The following is a 15,220-nucleotide window of genomic DNA, read 5'->3' on the forward strand; positions in this document are numbered from 1 at the left end:
GTTTCTATCAGGTGGGGACGTTCCGGTGCTGCTGCCGTTCCTGATCGCACAGTCGCGGTTCGTGCGGCGGCTCGCATACGCCGGGCTGAATGGTCGACTCACCCGCAGGGCCTCACTCCGGCGCGCGTTCTCGCAGCTGACGGCGGGTTAGCCGCGGCGCACTGGGAGTCGACGGTCCGGAAGCTGCGGCATCCGCCCCCCGATCGTCCGACCCGCCTGGCGACTGCATCTCGCCTCTGCGCTCACCCCGGCGCTCGCGCGCGCCTTCGACGAGGTTGTAGAGGGTCGGCAGGACGATCAGGGTCAGCACCGTCGACGAGATCAGTCCGCCGATCACCACGATCGCGAGCGGCTGCGAGATGAAGCCGCCGTGCCCGGTGATGCCGAGCGCCATCGGAGTGAGCGCGAAGATCGTCGCCAGAGCAGTCATGAGGATCGGGCGCAGACGCTTCTCGGATCCGGCCTTCACGGCCTCCTCGGTCGACAGTCCCCTCGTCCGGTACTGGTTCACGAGGTCGATGAGCACGATCGCGTTCGTCACGACGATGCCGATGAGCATGAGCAGGCCGATCAGCGAGGCGACGCCGAGCGGCACGCCGGTCACGATCTGCAGCAGGATCGCGCCCGTCGCCGCGAACGGCACTGAGATGAGCAGCTCCAGCGGCTGACGAAGCGACTTGAACGTCGCCACCATGACGACGTACACGATGAGGATCGCCGCGAGCATCGCCAGCCCCAGCTGCGCGAACGAGTCGGCCTGCTGCGAGGCGACACCGCCCACCTCGGCGGAGGCGCCGTCGGGCAGTTCGACCGCTTGCAGCGCGGTGGTCACTGATGCGGTCGCCACGGCGAGATTGTCGGATGCCGGGGGCACGGTGATCGTCGCGGTCCGGCGTCCCTGCTCGGTGGTGATCGAGGTGGGACCGTTGCGCTCCTCGACGGTGGCGATGTCCTGCAGCTGCACGATGCCGCGCGCGGTCGGGATCGTGAGCTGGCGCAGAGCCTCGGCCGTCGACGGCGGCTCGGCGGTCACGAGGTAGACGGTGAGAGCGGTGTCGTCGATCTCGACCGACCCGATCTGCTGCGGCCGCATGGTGTTCGAGACGATCGAGCCGACGGCCACCTCGGAGAGGCCGCGCTGCGCGGCGGCGTCACGATCGACGACGACGGCGATGTAGGGCAGCGCGGCTGCGAGGTTGTCGGTCACCTGACCGATCCCCTCACGCCCGTCGAGCTCGTCGACCACCGCCTCGGTCGCGGCCTGGAGGTCGTCGGAGTTCGACGCCGTCACAGAGATCTCGATGTCGCTCGAGCCGAGGCCTGCCGACGCGGCGACGGCGACCTCACCGACGTCGGACAGGCCGTCGATGGCATCCTGCACCTTCGTGCGCAGCTCCTCCTGATCGGCGTCGCCGTCGGTGAGCACCGAATACGTCACCCCGGCGCCGCCGGAGAACGCATCGCGCAGCGCCGAGCCGCTGGAACCGATCGAGGCTTGGACGTGCTCGATGCCGTCGATGTCGAGCAGGGCGTCCTCGACCGCGACGGCCGCCTCGGACTTCGTCTCGAGGCTGGCACTCGGACCGAGATCCTGCGTGACCGTCATGGTGTTCTGGCCGGAGTCGCTGAGGAAGTTGATCTTCATCAGCGGGGCTGCAGCGAGCGTGCCGCCGAGCACGAGCAGCGCGAGAACGACGGTCACCACGGAGTGCTTGAGCGTCCAGCTGAGGATCGGCCGGTACGCGCGCTGAAGCGCCGACGGCGGGGCGTCGGGGTGCTCGGGGTCGATGGCCTCGCCGTCGGCATCGAGCAGGGGCTTGCCAGGGCGCAGGAACCAGTAGGCGAGAACCGGCACGATCGTGAGCGACACGAGCAGAGAAGCGACCATCGCGATCGTCACCGTCATCGCGAAGGGCCGGAAGAGCTCGCCGACCATGTCGCCGACGAAGACGATCGGCAGGAACACCGCGACCGTGGTGATGGTGGATGCCGTGATGGCCATGGCGACCTCGCGCACCGCGAGCCGGATGGCCGCGCCCTTGTCGGCGTCGCCGACGTAGTGGCGCTTGATGTTCTCGATGACGACGATGGAGTCGTCCACCACGCGCCCGATCGCGATCGTGAGCGCCCCGAGCGTCAGGACGTTCAGCGAATATCCGAATGCCTGCAGCCCGATGAAGGTGATGAGCACCGAGGTGGGGATGGAGATCGCCGTGACCAGGGTCGAGCGGATGGAGAGCAGGAAGACGAGGATGACCACCACCGCGAACACGAGGCCGAGCAGTCCCTCGGTCGCCAGCGTCTCGATCGACTGCACGATGAACGGCGCCTGATCGAAGATGATCGTGAAGGTGGCGTCGGGGAAGGCCTCACCGATCTGGTCGAGTGCCGCGATGACGCCCTGTGACACCTCGACGGTGTTCGCCGCCGGGAGCTTCGTGATCGAGATCGACAGCGCGTCGTCGCCGTCGACACGCGAGATGGAGCTGACCGGGTCGGACTCCTGCGCCACCGTTGCCACATCGCCGATCACGGCGTCGGTGCCCACGAGAGGAAGCGCTGCGATCTCCTCGACGGAGGTGATCTTCGCCCCCGTCTGCACCGTGAGCGTCTCACCCTCCTCGGTGATGTCGCCACCGGGGAAGAGCGTGCCATTCTCCTGCAGGGCGTCACCGATCGCCTGGGGACTCTGCCCGGCCGCTGCGAGCTTCGCAAGATCCGGCGTGATCGTGATCCGCTGGCCGACGCCTCCGACGATCTGGGCGGCGTTGACGCCGTCGACGTCTTCGAGCTCAGGAATCGCGACGTTCTCGAGTTCGGCCTGGGCGTTCTCGGCGTCGTCGAACCCGGTGACGGCGACCTGGATGACCGGGAAGTCGTCGATCGAGACCGAGAGCACCTGAGGGCTCACGTCCTCAGGCAGCTCCTGCGAGATGCGGTTGATCGCCTGCTGGATCTTCTGCTCGGCTGTGGCGAGGTTCGTGCCGTACGTGAACATCGCCTGCACGATCGACGCGTTCGTCGTGCTCGTCGCCGTCGTCGACTCGAGCCCTGGGACACCCTGGATCGCCGACTCGATCGGGGTCGAGACGTCGTTCTCCACCACCTCGGGTGAGGCGCCGGGGTACGTGGTCATCACCACGAGCGCCGGCAGCTCGAGCGAGGGGATCAACTCCTGCTTGAGGTTCGTGAGCGCCAGCCCGCCGAAGACCGCGGCGACGATGGTGATGAGAGCGATGAGCGCACGGTTCTTGAGGCTCAGGACGGCGAGGTTAGACAAGGCGGTTTCTCTCGATTGTCTCGGACGTGTCGGTTGCTTCGGTCGAATCGGCGGTCGATGGCGAGCAGAGGATCCCGGCGATTGCATCGCGGATCACGCGCTCATCGAGCGGGTGCTCATTGATCTGGGCGTGCCAGAGTACGCCGTCGATGAAAACGGCAGCTGCCCTGGCGCGATCCGTTCCGTGAACGGGGGCGATGAACTCGGCGACCTCGTCGGACCAGTGGCGCGCCAGCTCGCGGAGCCGAGGGTCGTGCACGGCGGCGGTGACGACGGCGCGGTCGGCCTGCACCGCCCGTACATCGGCCAGCCCCTCACTGACGAGGCGGGCCAGCACGTCGGGGGTGACCCCGCCGGCTTCGGCGGCGCGGCGGGTCTCGTCGAGCCGGGTGTCGACCTCTTCGGCGAGCGCTTGCAGCGCTGCCCCACGGAGGTCGTCGAGGGTGGCGAAGTACTGCGTCGTGGCGCCCAGTGGGACGCCGGCCCTGGCGGCGACCTTGCGGTGGGTGAGTGCCTCGACGCCGATCTCGATGATGAGTTCGGCGGCCGCGGTCACGATCTCGTGGCGGCGCGCCTCAGGGTCGCGTCGCCGCCGACCGCTCTCCACCATCGCGCCCCCAGACATCTGTACATGTACTTTTGTACATTCCCGGCTTGTGAGAGCGCTGTGAGCGCTGTGAGCTACGCGGTCACCGCCCCGAGGCGCCGGGTGCCCCGGCATCCAGACCCACACTCAGAGCGCGGCGCCGAGGGCGAGGCCGAGGCCGGCGGCGACGACGCCGAGGGCGAGCATGCCGATGGCGTTGACGGCGGATGACGCCCGCTGACCGTCGAGCCAGAGCGCGACGGCGTCGAGCATCGCGGTGCTGAACGTGGTGTATCCGCCCAACAGCCCCGCCCCGAGCAGGAACGCGGCGTCAGGCAGCGCCGCGGTGACGAGCCCCAGGGCGAAGGATCCCGTGACGTTCACGACGAGGATGCCCCACGGGAATCCCCCGCGCGCGATTCGGGTGACGCCGATATCGACGAGGTACCGCAGCGCGGCGCCCACGCCCCCGGCGACGGCGGCCCCGAGGAACAGCAGCGGCGTCATCCTCGCACCTCGTGATCGTGTCTGCGGCGACCGAGCCGCAGGCCCACTGCCGCGGCGGTCAGGCCGAGTGCCAGAGAAACGATGCCATACCCGACGGCGAGCGCCGGGGCGTGATTCCAGAGCGCGACCGTGCCGGTGGCGAGCGCGCTGTAGGTCGTGAAGCCACCGAGGATGCCGGTGCCGAGAAAGATGCGCAGCTCGGCGGCCTGCGGGAGGCCGGCGGTGAGGATGCCGATCAGCAGCGCACCGATGATGTTGGCCACGAACACCGCAACGGGGAAGCCATCATCCGGGAGAGCGAGGCCGATTCCGAGTCTGGCCGCCGAGCCGATGGTTCCGCCGAGGGCGACGAGCAGGACGCGGCGGAGGTTCACGCTCGACACTGTAGTCGCCCCGTGGCAGCGCGTCCGTCGAAAGTCAAGGCGTTGGCGCCTGCCGGCGGACCGCGTTGACTGGCGGTATGAAGCCACTGTGGAAGTCCACCGCGACCCTCGCCTCCGGCTCGCCGTTCGAACCCGGCGCGAAGCACGATGTGGCCGTCGTCGGAGCCGGGCTCACGGGACTCACGACGGCGGTGATGCTCGCGCGGGCCGGCCTCGACGTCGCGGTGATCGAGGCGGGCGAGGTGGCGGAACTCGCAACGGGCGGCAACACCGGCAAGCTCTCCCTCCTGCAGGGCAAGCGGCTCGCCGAGATCCGCAGGCACCACTCTCCCGAACTCGTCCGCGCCTATGTCGACGCGAACCGTGACGGCATGGACTGGCTGACATCGTTCGCCGACGGCGCGGGGGTGCCGTACTCCCGCCGCACCGACCACTCCTATGCCCAGACCGCCGACGGCCTCGAGACCGTGCGTGCGCAACACGACGCCGCCCGCGAGGCCGGGCTCGCGACGCGGATGTTGTCAGCCGCCGACCTCGACGCGACGCCGTTCCCGATCGCCGGCGCCGTCGCCCTCGACGATCAGGTCACGATCGACCCGGTGACCGTGTCGACGGCTCTCGTCGCCGACCTGCTCGCCGCCGGCGGCACAGTGCACACCGGCATCCGCGTCACCGGAGCGCACGCGCTCGGATCTTCCCGCGTGGACACCGTGGAGGGCCCGCTGTTCGCCGACCACATCGTGCTCGCCACCGGGACTCCGATCCTCGACCGAGGACTGTACTTCTCCAAGGTCAGCGGGACGCGGTCGTACTGTGTGTCGTTCCGCATCTCCGGAGTGGTGCCCGAAGGCACGTACATCTCGGTCGATGGCTCGACGCGCTCGATCCGTCCGGTGTCAGCTGCCGACGGCCCCGGCGGCACGGCGCAGCTCATCGTCGGCGGCAACGGGCATCCGGTCGGCCGCTCCGACGGCGAGACGGCCGCCATCGACGACCTCGTCGCCTGGACCGCACGCCACTTCCCGGGGGCAATTGAGACGCACCGCTGGTCGGCACAGGACTATGAATCGCACAACCGAATCCCGTTCGTCGGTGCGATGCCGCGCGGCCTCGGTACCATCCGCTTCGCCACCGGCTACGCCAAATGGGGGCTGTCGAATGCCCCCGCCGCAGCGCTGCGCCTCTCCGCCGAGATCCTCGGCGCGATCAGGGACGACAAGGCGCGGTGGATGACGATGCTCGGCACCCGGCTGACGGTGCCGGCCGACCTGGCTCGCGGCGCCGTCGAGGGCGTGAAGGTCGCCAAAGAGGCGACGACCCGGTGGGTCGCAGCGGAGTCCCGTCCCGTGCCCGTCGCCCGGCCGACGGAGGGAACCGGAGTCGTCGCCCATCGTGGGGGACGGCCGGTCGGCGTCTCGACGGTCGATGGCGTGACGCGCGCCGTCTCGGCCGTGTGCACGCACCTCGGCGGAGTGCTGGACTGGAATGACGCCGAGTGCACCTGGGACTGCCCGTTGCATGCGTCCCGTTTCGCACCGGACGGCACACGGATCGAGGGGCCGGCGCTGCGCGATCTGCCGGAGTTGCCGCGATCCAGCCGAGATTGACCCGGAGTCCGGCGGCGACGGACCGCGGATATCAGGACGGCGAAGCGTCCCACCCCTCCTGCGCCGTCTCGCAGTTCTCACGGAAGACGTACTGCGAGACGAGGCGGCGCTCACTGCTCGACCAGTCGATGGCGGGCCGGCGCTGCTCGGGCGGCACGTAGCCGAGCCGGTACACGGCCATGAGCTCGAGGTCGTCCGGTACGCGCAGAAGGCTCACGATCTCGTCCCACCTGCCCGGAACCTCCATCGGGAACGAGATGAACTGAATGCCCATACCGAGCTCGACCGTCGTCAGCCAGATGTTCTCCATGGCGGCCCCCATGCTGAACACCGAATAGAACGACGAGAGCTGGCCCGGCCGGTACTCGCTCCGGTCGAGCATGACCCCGAGCAGCAGCGGCGAGCCGGCCACGAGCCTGCGATTCTCCGCACCCAGAGTCTTCGGCACCCCGAACGTGTTCATCAGGGTCTGCCCGCGCTTGGTGAACACCTGGCTGGTGAAGGGCCGAAGCGCTGCGGGCAGCTTGTCGAACAGCATCCCGCTGCGCTTCTCGTCCATCTCGGCCTGGCTGAACCGGAAGTAGGGCTTGTACCTCTCGAAGAAGGTGCCGTTCGACATCGCCTCGGTCATGCTCTCACCGGAGATCCGTGCGATCTGCTCGATCGTGTCGCGATTCTCGATGACGACGAAGCGCCACGGCTGACTGTTCAGCTGCGAGGGCGCGCGGCCCGCGGCCTCCAGGAGCAGTCGCTGATGCTCCTCGGAGACGGGGTCGGGCAGGAACGGTCCGTTCGTGGTCTTGCGGCGGCGGATGGCGTCGAGCAGTTCCATGGTCACTTCCGGTCGGCGGGACGAAGCGAGCGCACGAGGCCCGCGATGATGAAGGGGGCGGCGGCGAGAGCGACGAGCGGATGCCGGCGGGTGTGGGTTCCGGCATACGGGATCGCCGCGAGCGGTACCGCTGCGGGCAGGAGCGCGAGCCCTGCTTGCCGCCCGGCGCTACCGGGTCCTGTCCACCAGGCAGCGCTGATCGCGGCCGCGGTCGTCGTGCAGGTCGCGATGTACAGGGCGTGATGCAGCCAGCGGAAGCGGGTGGTGTCGATGACCCTGGCCGCGACTGCCGCTCCCAGTGCGCAGTTCGCGACGTAGGCCGCGGTGGCCCCGATGAACAGCCGCGCCGGGTCGCGGCGTCGGAGTCGGTGGCTCATGCGTCGACCCTATGCCAGCGATGATCTCCCGGGGCGGCCCCCACCCCGCGACATTGAAAGTGCGCAAAGTGCTCGATACCCGCAGATTTCGAGCACTTTGCACACTGTGAAACGACCGGAGGAGCCGGCCTAGAGGTTCGCCTCCGCGTACACGCGAAGGGCGTCGCGGACGAACTCCGCGCCACGGGTCCCGCCGTCAGCGGTGGCGTAGTTGGCGCCGAAGCGCGGGTCGGCGACGTACATCTCGCCGAGACCGATCACGTAGGCCTTGACGTCTCCGCCCGGAACGGACGCGGGTGTGCTGGGCACCCCGGTGAGCCACTCGACGTGGCGACGAGCCACGTCCTGCGCCTCAGCGGATGCCGCATCGATGCCGCTCTCGGCGGCGGCGATCCAGTCTCGTCCGAGGTCGGATACGCGCTGCTGCCATTCGGCACGCTCGGCATCCGTCATACCCCGCCACCAGCGGTCGCCGTCGGCGTAGGCCTTCTCGCCCCAGCGCTCCTCGACCTCCTGCTTGTGCTGCGTGTGGTCGAAGCCGTCGAACATGTTCTCTGCCATGAGGTTCTCACCTCCTTTCAATGCGTTGAGGGTGGATTCGACCGACGCGATCTGACGCGACAGCCGGGTCTGCTCCTCGCGCAGCAGCGCGAGGTGGGTCTCGAGGGCGGATGACTCGCTCCGCTCTTTCGCGAGCACATCCCCGATCTGCGGGAGACCGAGCCCGAGCTCGCGCAGCAGCAGGATGCGCTGCAGCCTGATGAGCGCCTGCTCGTCGTAGTGCCGGTACCCGTTCGGGGCGATGCGCGACGGCGGCAGCAGGCCGATGTCGTCGTAGTGACGCAGCGTCCTGCTCGTGGTTCCCGCGAGGCGGGCGATCTCCTGGATCGACCAGTCACGTGTGTCGAGCATCAGCCTCTCCTTTCATGAGCACGCGTGAAATCCACGATAGAAGTTGACGCCGCGTCAATGTCAACCGCGGATTGGAAAAGAATTCACCCCGGCTTTCGGCTAAATCGAGATATATCGTGTTACGCTGACCAAACACGATATATCGTGATCTACCGATACAGGAGAATCTGACATGACCGAGAAGTGGCTCATCGCCCCCGGCGAGGAACGCGTCATCGACATCGAGTCCGCGACGCGCCTCAAGGTGGGCCTCGTCGGCGGGCAGGTCGACATCATCGCCCACGACGAACCGGGCATCCGCATCGAGGTGCACGGCGTCACCATCAAGGACCTCCGGGTCGAATCCCACGGCGGAGAGGTCGAGATCGACCACCCCCAGCTGGGCTGGGACAACTTCCTCGAGGTGTTCCGCAACTTCGGCTCGGGCGGGCCCCGTGCCGAGGTGAGCGTCGCCGTTCCGCGGTCGATCGCGCTGAACCTCGGCGTCGTCAGCGCCGGCGCGCTCGTGTCAGGCATCCGCAACGACGCACGCCTGAGCACGGTCTCGGGCGACATCATCGTCGACACCCTGATCGGTGACCTCACCGTGAACTCCGTCTCGGGCGACGTGCAGGTGCGCGGTCTCACCGGATCCCTCACCGCCAACAGCGTCTCGGGTGACGTGGCGGTGACCGGCGCAGTGCGCAAGGCGACGATCGACACCGTCTCCGGCTCCGCCCTCGTCGACGCCGCCGGAGATGTGAACACCATCAACCTGAACACGGTGGCGGGCTCCAGCACCGTTCGCCTCGACGAGACGCTCCCGGCCAACTACGTTGCCCGCTCGCTGAGCGGACGCATCCTCATCGACGGTGTCGAGCGCAACTCCTCGGGGCCCAGCAACTACACCGGGTCCACCGGCGAGCTGTCCGGTCGTTTCGTCGACGTGCGCGCGAACTCGGTGTCGGGATCGATCACCGTGCTGCGCCGTGCCACGGCATCCGCCGCTGATGACGCGGAGTGGGAATCATGAGCCCCGCAGTCTTCTCGCACGGCGATCTGCGCCTGTACCTGCTGTCGCTGCTCTCGGAATCTCCGCAGCACGGCTACGGCATCATCCAGGCGCTGACCGATCGCACCGGCGGCACCTACACGCCCAGCGCAGGCACCATCTACCCTCGGCTCGCCAAGCTCGAGGAGGAGGGCCTGGTCACGAAGACGGTCGACGGTCGTACGACGATCTACTCGATCACCGACGCCGGTCGAGCCGAGCTCTCGGCTCGCGAGGGTGATCTCGCCGGCATCGAATCCGACCTCGCCGACTCGGTGCGCCTGATCGCCAACGAGGTCCGTCAGAGCGTGCAGGACGCGATGAAGAGCCTGCGGGCCGATCTGAAGGCGGCCGAACGCGACGAACGGGACTCCGCGAAGACCCGGCCGAAGTCCGCAGCGAGCGACGCTCGCTCGGCGAGCCGGGAGGAGCTTCACCGCGCGGATGCCGTCATCAACGCGTTCCGCGCCCGCGCGCGCACGGACCTCCGCACCCACGTCGCACGCGGCGGGTCGCTGCCCGCATCCGTCGTCACCGAGCTCGAGAACGCGCTCGATGCCGCCGCCCGCAGGGTCACCGTGGCCCTGCAGGAACTCAGCGGGCACTGACGCTCCGCGCGCCGAGCGTTCCCAGAACAGGAAGAGCGCCCCGGATCCGGACGAATCACATCGATTCCGCCTGATGCGGGGCGCTCCTGCTGTTTCAGGACCGCGGCCCGCGCGCCTACTCGGGCCAGATCTCCTTTTGGTCGTCGGGGACCGACTCCCCCAGCGGCACGACGAGGATCGAGCGGTGCTGGCGGTGCGCGAGGCGGGCGGCGACCGATCCGGTGAAGAACTCGCGGATCGACTCGCCGATGCCGCGCTTGCGCGTGCCGACGACGATCAGCTGAGCGTCGACCTTGTTCGCCAGCTTCTTGATCGCGAGCGCCGGGTCGCCGACGAGCTGCCGCGCGGTCCAGGTGAGGCCCGTCCCGTCGAGCACGGCCGCCGCCTCGGATTGAACGGTCTCGAACTCGGCCGCACCGACGTCGAGATTGAGGTCGATGGGAGCCGAGTGCGCATACCCGTCGGGGTCCTCGTAGGTGATGAAGCGCGCGACGTCGACGTGCGTGACGATGAGCGGGGCGTTCAGCAACCGAGCGAAGCGTGCCGCCTCGTCGAGCACATGGCGCGCCTGCCCCGGCACCATCCCGACGATCACGGCTCTCTGCAGCGCTGCGTTCTGAGCCGCTTCATCGGACGGAGTGGAAGTGCTGTCTGTCATGAGGATCGTTCCCTTCACCTGCCTGGCGGCGGCCGGATGCCCTTATGCGCATGCTATTCTGAATGCTACTCTTACCGGCCGCGCGCCGGTGTCGTGATGCATCGGGCCCCTCATCGCCCGCCGCTTAACTCGTAAGGGGGTCTCGCGCATGGGCCGTGGCCGTCAGAAGGCGAAGCACACAAAGATCGCCCGCGAACTCAAGTCGTACAGTCCGTCGGTGAACTACTCGGCGCTGGAGCGTGAACTCGCGCACCCCAGCGACGACGAGAACGCCTACGTCGACAAGTGGGCCGACGAATACGAAGACGAAGACGAAGACGAGCTCGAAAAGGCTTAGTCACCCGTCCGACGACCCCCGTGCCACGCACGGGGGTTTCGTCGTACTCGGATGCCGACTCACCCGCCGACCACATCGACGGACGTCTCTGCTCACCATCGGCCGTGGCGCTGCTCCCACTCGTCTTCGATCGTGCGCCGGCGTCCGACGATGACCCCGAACGGGATCGAGATCACGAGCACCGCGGCCACGACGATGAGCGGCACGGTCCAATCCTCCGTCGCATCGTGAACGACGCCGACGAGCACGGGGAACGCCGCGGCGCCGATGTATCCCACGCTCTGCACGAAACTGCTGAGCGCGACCGCGCTCTCGGCGGTCCGGGCTCGGATGCTGATGAGCACCAGTGACAGCGGGAACATGGCACCGACGACGCCGAAGAGAGCGATCCACAGCCATGCCAGTACCGGCGAGGGGGCGAGGATGAGTCCGGCGAGGCCGAGGAGGCCCGCACCGACGGCGACGAGGAACAGCGGCCGCGTCGCCTGGAAGCGCACGACGAGGACCGGCACGAGCAGCGATGCCGGCAGCCCCATGAAGGCGAACAGCGACAGCAGGAGCCCCGCGACAGGAGCCGTCACTCCGGCGCGATCGACGAGCATCGTCGGCAGCCAGGCGAAGGACACATAGGCCATCGTCGACGATGTTCCGAACACGAATGCGATCGCCCAGGCGAGCGGAAGCCGAGCCAGCCGGGCGAAGATCCGGGAACTCGCCGGTGCGACGGCGATGGGTCCGGTGGACAGCGACGCAGGGTCGTCCTCGGGGGCGGCGCCCGCCGATGGCCGGAATCGCGGCTCGTCGGCCGCTCCGTCGCCCTCCGCGCTGAGACGCCGGGAGGGCACTCTGCGTTCACGCGGGGTCATGAGAATCCACGGGATCAGGCCCGCGAAGGCGAAGACGCCCCACATCGCCAGCGACACCCGCCAGTTCGCGGCGTCAGCCACCGGCACGGCCGCGAGAGGCGGGATGAACGTCGACAGCGCCATCGCCGTCGTGTACAGCGTCATCATCAGACCGAGCCGGTCGGGGAAGTGCTTCTTCACCAGGGGCGGCAGCAGAATGTTGCCCATTCCGACACCGGCGAAGATCAGGGTCGTCGTCAGCAGCAGCGTGAGGGCGTCGACGGACAGTCCGCGAAGGATCAGGCCGACGGCGATCGCCACCAGTGCGACGATCGTCACCCGCTCAAGACCGAGCCGGCGCTCCAGGAGCGGCGTGAGCAGTCCGAAGACGGCGAAGCAGACCGGAGGGGCGGTGCCGATCAACCCCACGACCGCCGACGACAGCGTGAAGTCGGCTGCGATGTGGTCGATGAGCGGCGAGAGGGAAGCGACGGCGGAGCGCAGCGAGAACGCGCAGAGCAGGATGCCGAGCAGCGCCAGAGCGCGCCCAGCCCACAGCGGCCGCGCGGGCGGCGTCACGAGGTCTGGGATCCCTCGACCCAGGCGAGGTACTCGTCGGAGACGGTGCCGGTCACGTAGCGTCCGTCGAAGCAGCTCATATCGAGGTCGGTGATGCTTGAGCCCTCGATGATCGCCGCCCTGAGGTCGTCGACCTCCTGATAGACGAGGTGATCGCAGCCGAGCTCCGCCGCGATCTCGGGGATCGTCCGGTTATGTGCGATCAACTCGTGCCGCGACGGCATGTTGATGCCGTAGACGTGAGGATGCCGCACCGGTGGTGCCGCAGAGGCGAACGTCACCGACTTCGCACCGGCATCCCTGGCCATCTGGATGATCTGCTTCGAGGTGGTGCCCCGCACGATCGAGTCATCGATGAGCAGCACGTTCTTGCCCTGGAACTCCGTCGACATCGCATTGAGCTTCTGCCGCACGCTCTTCTTGCGCACCGCCTGTCCCGGCATGATGAAGGTGCGACCGACATAGCGGTTCTTGTAGAAGCCCTCGCGGTACTCGATGCCGAGCTTGCGCGCGACCTCCATGGCGGCCGGGCGCGAGGAGTCGGGGATCGGCATGACCACGTCGATCTTGTCCATCGGCACGTGCTTGGCGATCGTGTCGGCGAGGCGGTCACCCATCCGGAGCCGCGATTCGTAGACCGAGATGCCGTTCATGACCGAGTCGGGCCGTGCGAGATAGACGTACTCGAACGCGCACGGGGTCAGCGTCGGCTGGGCGGCGCACTGCTTGCTGTGCAGCCGGCCGTCGTTGGTGATGAAGACCGCCTCGCCCGGCTCGATCTCACGGACGACCTCGTAGTCACCGTTCTCGAGCACGAGAGACTCGCTCGTCACGACCCATTCGTCACCGCTCTCGGCGGCGTCGATCGAGCCCTCGGCGGTGGCACGGCTCTTGCGGTGACCGAGGATGAGCGGGCGGATGCCGAACGGATCGCGGAAGGCGAGCAGACCGTACCCGGCGATCACCGCGATGACGGCGTAGGCACCCTCGATGCGCTCGTGGGTACGAGCGACGGCCTCGAAGACGCGCTCCGGATCGAGGTCGACGGCCGAGGTCGTCGACTGCAGTTCGCCGGCGAGCACGTTCAGCAGCAGTTCGGTGTCGCTCGAGGAGTTGAGGTGGCGGCGATCGCGCTGGGCCATCTCGGCGGTGAGTTCACGCGTGTTGGTGAGGTTGCCGTTGTGGATGAGGATGATGCCGTACGGCGCGTTCACGTAGAACGGCTGCATCTCCTCCTCGCTCGATGCCGTGCCCTTCGTGGCGTAACGCACGTGCCCGAGCCCGACATTGCCGAGCAATGAGCGCATGTCGCGGGTGCGGAAGGCCTCTCGCACCATCCCCTGCGCCTTCGCGTTGTGCATGACGCCGTTCGGCTCCGCCGTGGCGATGCCCGTCGCGTCCTGGCCGCGATGCTGCAGCAGCAGGAGCGCGTCGTAGATGTCCTGATTGACCGGGGCTGTCCCCACCATTCCGACGATGCCGCACATGGGGTATTACTTCGCTCCGTCCGCGTACGCGCCCACAAGGCGCACCGCTCCGCCGTCGACGCCCTTGGCGCCCTCTTCGAACTCTCCCGTCGGGCGCGCACTGAAACGCACGGTCCCGACCTGCCACGCCGGCATCCCCTCGCCGTCGAGCGCCGCGATCGCGGCACCCTTCTCGCCGTCCGACACCACGGCGAGGAACCCGATGCCGAGGTTCCACGTGCCCTCGGTGTCCTGCAGGGGAGTGCCGGCCACGTCGCTCAGCACGCGGAACACCGGACTCGGCGACCAGGTGCTGCGGTCGACCTCTGCCCAGCTGCCCTGCGGCAGCACGCGGGCGAGGTTCGCGGCGATGCCACCGCCGGTGACGTGGCTCAACGCATGCACGCCGCCGCCGAGGGTGTCGATGAGACGCAGCAGCGGCAACGTGTAGAGACGCGTCGGCTCGAGAAGCACCTCGCCCCAGGTGGCGCCGAAGTCGGCGGCGTTGTCGCCGTACCCGATGCCGGCACCGGTGACGATGTGGCGCACGAGCGAATAGCCGTTGGAGTGCAGCCCGCTGGATGCGATGGCGATCACGGCGTCGCCGTCGCGCACGCGGTCGGCCCCGAGGATCTCGTCTGCCTCGACGACGCCGGTCGCGGCGCCTGCGACGTCGTAGTCGCGCGGGCCGAGAAGCCCCGGGTGCTCCGCCGTCTCACCGCCGACGAGGGCGGTGCCCGTCGCGGAGCAGGCACCGGCGATGCCGCGGACGATGTCGGCGATGCGCTCCGGGACGACTTTGCCGCACGCGATGTAGTCGGTCATGAACAGGGGCCGGGCCCCCACGACCACGATGTCGTCGACGACCATGCCGACCAGATCCTGCCCGATGGTGTCGTGCTTGTCGATCGCCTGCGCGATGGCGACCTTGGTGCCGACGCCGTCTGTGCTCGTCGCAAGCAGCGGGCGGCGGAAATCGCGCAGTGCGCCGGCATCGAAGAGTCCGGCGAATCCGCCGACACCGCCGAGCACTTCAGGCCCGTGCGTCGCGCGCACGGAGGACTTCATCAGCTCGACGGCGAGATCGCCCGCAGCTGTATCGACGCCGGCTTCGGAATAGGGATTGGTGGGGGAGGCAGCCACCCGTCCAGCCTACCGCCCGGAGCAGTGAAGGCTCTGCGGGCTTCTCCCCCTCGCGCGGGAGCGGTGCGAC

The 15,220-nt window shown here is 68.4% G+C and carries 15 protein-coding genes; 4 read left to right on the forward strand and 11 right to left on the reverse strand.

The window, feature by feature from the left end:
• Positions 1 to 112: 112 nt before the first annotated feature.
• The 4 genes from RIN18_RS05785 to RIN18_RS05800 all read right to left on the reverse strand — a co-directional run bounded on the left by RIN18_RS05785 (position 113) and on the right by RIN18_RS05800 (position 4,747).
• Positions 113 to 3,280, reverse strand: coding sequence for an efflux RND transporter permease subunit (locus RIN18_RS05785; protein ID WP_309103002.1), 3,168 nt, complete (start codon positions 3,278 to 3,280; stop codon positions 113 to 115).
• Positions 3,273 to 3,890, reverse strand: coding sequence for a TetR family transcriptional regulator (locus RIN18_RS05790; protein WP_309103003.1), 618 nt, complete (start codon positions 3,888 to 3,890; stop codon positions 3,273 to 3,275). Before RIN18_RS05790 ends, RIN18_RS05785 begins: the two co-directional genes overlap by 8 nt.
• A gap of 123 nt (positions 3,891 to 4,013) precedes the next feature.
• Entirely contained in the window at positions 4,014 to 4,373 is a 360-nt protein-coding gene (locus RIN18_RS05795) for a CrcB family protein (protein WP_309103004.1), read from the reverse strand.
• Complete coding sequence (locus RIN18_RS05800) at positions 4,370 to 4,747, reverse strand: CrcB family protein (RefSeq protein ID WP_309103005.1); 378 nt, start codon at positions 4,745 to 4,747, stop codon at positions 4,370 to 4,372. The genes RIN18_RS05795 and RIN18_RS05800 overlap by 4 nt, the downstream gene beginning before the upstream one ends.
• 86 nt (positions 4,748 to 4,833) lie before the next feature.
• Here RIN18_RS05800 and RIN18_RS05805 point away from each other — a divergent pair, with 86 nt between their 5' ends.
• Entirely contained in the window at positions 4,834 to 6,363 is a 1,530-nt protein-coding gene (locus tag RIN18_RS05805; RefSeq protein WP_309103006.1) for an FAD-dependent oxidoreductase, read from the forward strand.
• A gap of 31 nt (positions 6,364 to 6,394) precedes the next feature.
• Here RIN18_RS05805 and RIN18_RS05810 read toward each other — a convergent pair whose 3' ends face one another.
• From RIN18_RS05810 to RIN18_RS05820, 3 genes are all read right to left on the reverse strand, one after another.
• Positions 6,395 to 7,195, reverse strand: a complete 801-nt coding sequence (locus RIN18_RS05810; RefSeq protein ID WP_309103007.1) for a nitroreductase family protein — start codon at positions 7,193 to 7,195, stop codon at positions 6,395 to 6,397.
• Positions 7,196 to 7,197: 2 nt separating this feature from the next.
• Entirely contained in the window at positions 7,198 to 7,572 is a 375-nt protein-coding gene (locus tag RIN18_RS05815) for a hypothetical protein (RefSeq protein WP_309103008.1), read from the reverse strand.
• A 129-nt stretch (positions 7,573 to 7,701) separates the two neighbouring features.
• Entirely contained in the window at positions 7,702 to 8,484 is a 783-nt protein-coding gene (locus tag RIN18_RS05820; protein ID WP_309103009.1) for a MerR family transcriptional regulator, read from the reverse strand.
• A gap of 172 nt (positions 8,485 to 8,656) precedes the next feature.
• Between RIN18_RS05820 and RIN18_RS05825 the strand changes: the two genes are divergently transcribed.
• A complete protein-coding gene (locus RIN18_RS05825) occupies positions 8,657 to 9,496 on the forward strand; it encodes a DUF4097 family beta strand repeat-containing protein (protein ID WP_309103010.1) in 840 nt (279 codons plus the stop codon).
• Positions 9,493 to 10,122 carry a helix-turn-helix transcriptional regulator gene (locus tag RIN18_RS05830; protein ID WP_309103011.1) on the forward strand — a complete coding sequence of 210 codons (630 nt, stop codon included), beginning with the start codon at positions 9,493 to 9,495 and terminating at the stop codon, positions 10,120 to 10,122. The genes RIN18_RS05825 and RIN18_RS05830 overlap by 4 nt, the downstream gene beginning before the upstream one ends.
• A 115-nt stretch (positions 10,123 to 10,237) precedes the next feature.
• On the opposite strand, the gene RIN18_RS05835 is transcribed toward RIN18_RS05830, so the two are convergent.
• A complete protein-coding gene (locus RIN18_RS05835) occupies positions 10,238 to 10,780 on the reverse strand; it encodes a universal stress protein (protein ID WP_309103012.1) in 543 nt (180 codons plus the stop codon).
• Positions 10,781 to 10,928: 148 nt separating this feature from the next.
• On the opposite strand from RIN18_RS05835, the gene RIN18_RS05840 reads away from it, so the two are divergent.
• Complete coding sequence (locus tag RIN18_RS05840; RefSeq protein ID WP_309103013.1) at positions 10,929 to 11,117, forward strand: DUF3073 domain-containing protein; 189 nt, start codon at positions 10,929 to 10,931, stop codon at positions 11,115 to 11,117.
• 92 nt (positions 11,118 to 11,209) lie between these two features.
• Here RIN18_RS05840 and RIN18_RS05845 read toward each other — a convergent pair whose 3' ends face one another.
• Genes RIN18_RS05845 through purM form a run of 3 tightly spaced genes read right to left on the reverse strand, consistent with a single transcriptional unit; the run spans position 11,210 to position 15,150 of the window.
• Positions 11,210 to 12,541 carry an MFS transporter gene (locus RIN18_RS05845; protein ID WP_309103014.1) on the reverse strand — a complete coding sequence of 444 codons (1,332 nt, stop codon included), beginning with the start codon at positions 12,539 to 12,541 and terminating at the stop codon, positions 11,210 to 11,212.
• A complete protein-coding gene (gene purF, locus RIN18_RS05850; protein ID WP_309103015.1) occupies positions 12,538 to 14,028 on the reverse strand; it encodes an amidophosphoribosyltransferase in 1,491 nt (496 codons plus the stop codon). Before purF ends, RIN18_RS05845 begins: the two co-directional genes overlap by 4 nt.
• Before the next feature lie 6 nt (positions 14,029 to 14,034).
• Entirely contained in the window at positions 14,035 to 15,150 is a 1,116-nt protein-coding gene (purM, locus tag RIN18_RS05855) for a phosphoribosylformylglycinamidine cyclo-ligase (protein WP_309103016.1), read from the reverse strand.
• Positions 15,151 to 15,220: the final 70 nt, after the last annotated feature.

It is taken from the genome of Microbacterium sp. (assembly GCF_031179285.1).
Taxonomy (GTDB): domain Bacteria; phylum Actinomycetota; class Actinomycetes; order Actinomycetales; family Microbacteriaceae; genus Microbacterium.

What these genes read in the sequence shown, in the direction of transcription:
- RIN18_RS05840 (WP_309103013.1), top strand. Translation starts at nt 10,929, where the DNA reads ATGGGCCGTGGCCGTCAGAAGGCGAAGCACACAAAGATCGCCCGCGAA.
- RIN18_RS05805 (WP_309103006.1), top strand. Translation starts at nt 4,834, where the DNA reads ATGAAGCCACTGTGGAAGTCCACCGCGACCCTCGCCTCCGGCTCGCCG.
- RIN18_RS05815 (WP_309103008.1), bottom strand. Translation starts at nt 7,572, where the DNA reads ATGAGCCACCGACTCCGACGCCGCGACCCGGCGCGGCTGTTCATCGGG.
- RIN18_RS05830 (WP_309103011.1), top strand. Translation starts at nt 9,493, where the DNA reads ATGAGCCCCGCAGTCTTCTCGCACGGCGATCTGCGCCTGTACCTGCTG.
- RIN18_RS05825 (WP_309103010.1), top strand. Translation starts at nt 8,657, where the DNA reads ATGACCGAGAAGTGGCTCATCGCCCCCGGCGAGGAACGCGTCATCGAC.
- RIN18_RS05790 (WP_309103003.1), bottom strand. Translation starts at nt 3,890, where the DNA reads ATGGTGGAGAGCGGTCGGCGGCGACGCGACCCTGAGGCGCGCCGCCAC.
- RIN18_RS05795 (WP_309103004.1), bottom strand. Translation starts at nt 4,373, where the DNA reads ATGACGCCGCTGCTGTTCCTCGGGGCCGCCGTCGCCGGGGGCGTGGGC.
- RIN18_RS05835 (WP_309103012.1), bottom strand. Translation starts at nt 10,780, where the DNA reads ATGACAGACAGCACTTCCACTCCGTCCGATGAAGCGGCTCAGAACGCA.
- purF (WP_309103015.1), bottom strand. Translation starts at nt 14,028, where the DNA reads ATGTGCGGCATCGTCGGAATGGTGGGGACAGCCCCGGTCAATCAGGAC.
- RIN18_RS05810 (WP_309103007.1), bottom strand. Translation starts at nt 7,195, where the DNA reads ATGGAACTGCTCGACGCCATCCGCCGCCGCAAGACCACGAACGGACCG.
- RIN18_RS05820 (WP_309103009.1), bottom strand. Translation starts at nt 8,484, where the DNA reads ATGCTCGACACACGTGACTGGTCGATCCAGGAGATCGCCCGCCTCGCG.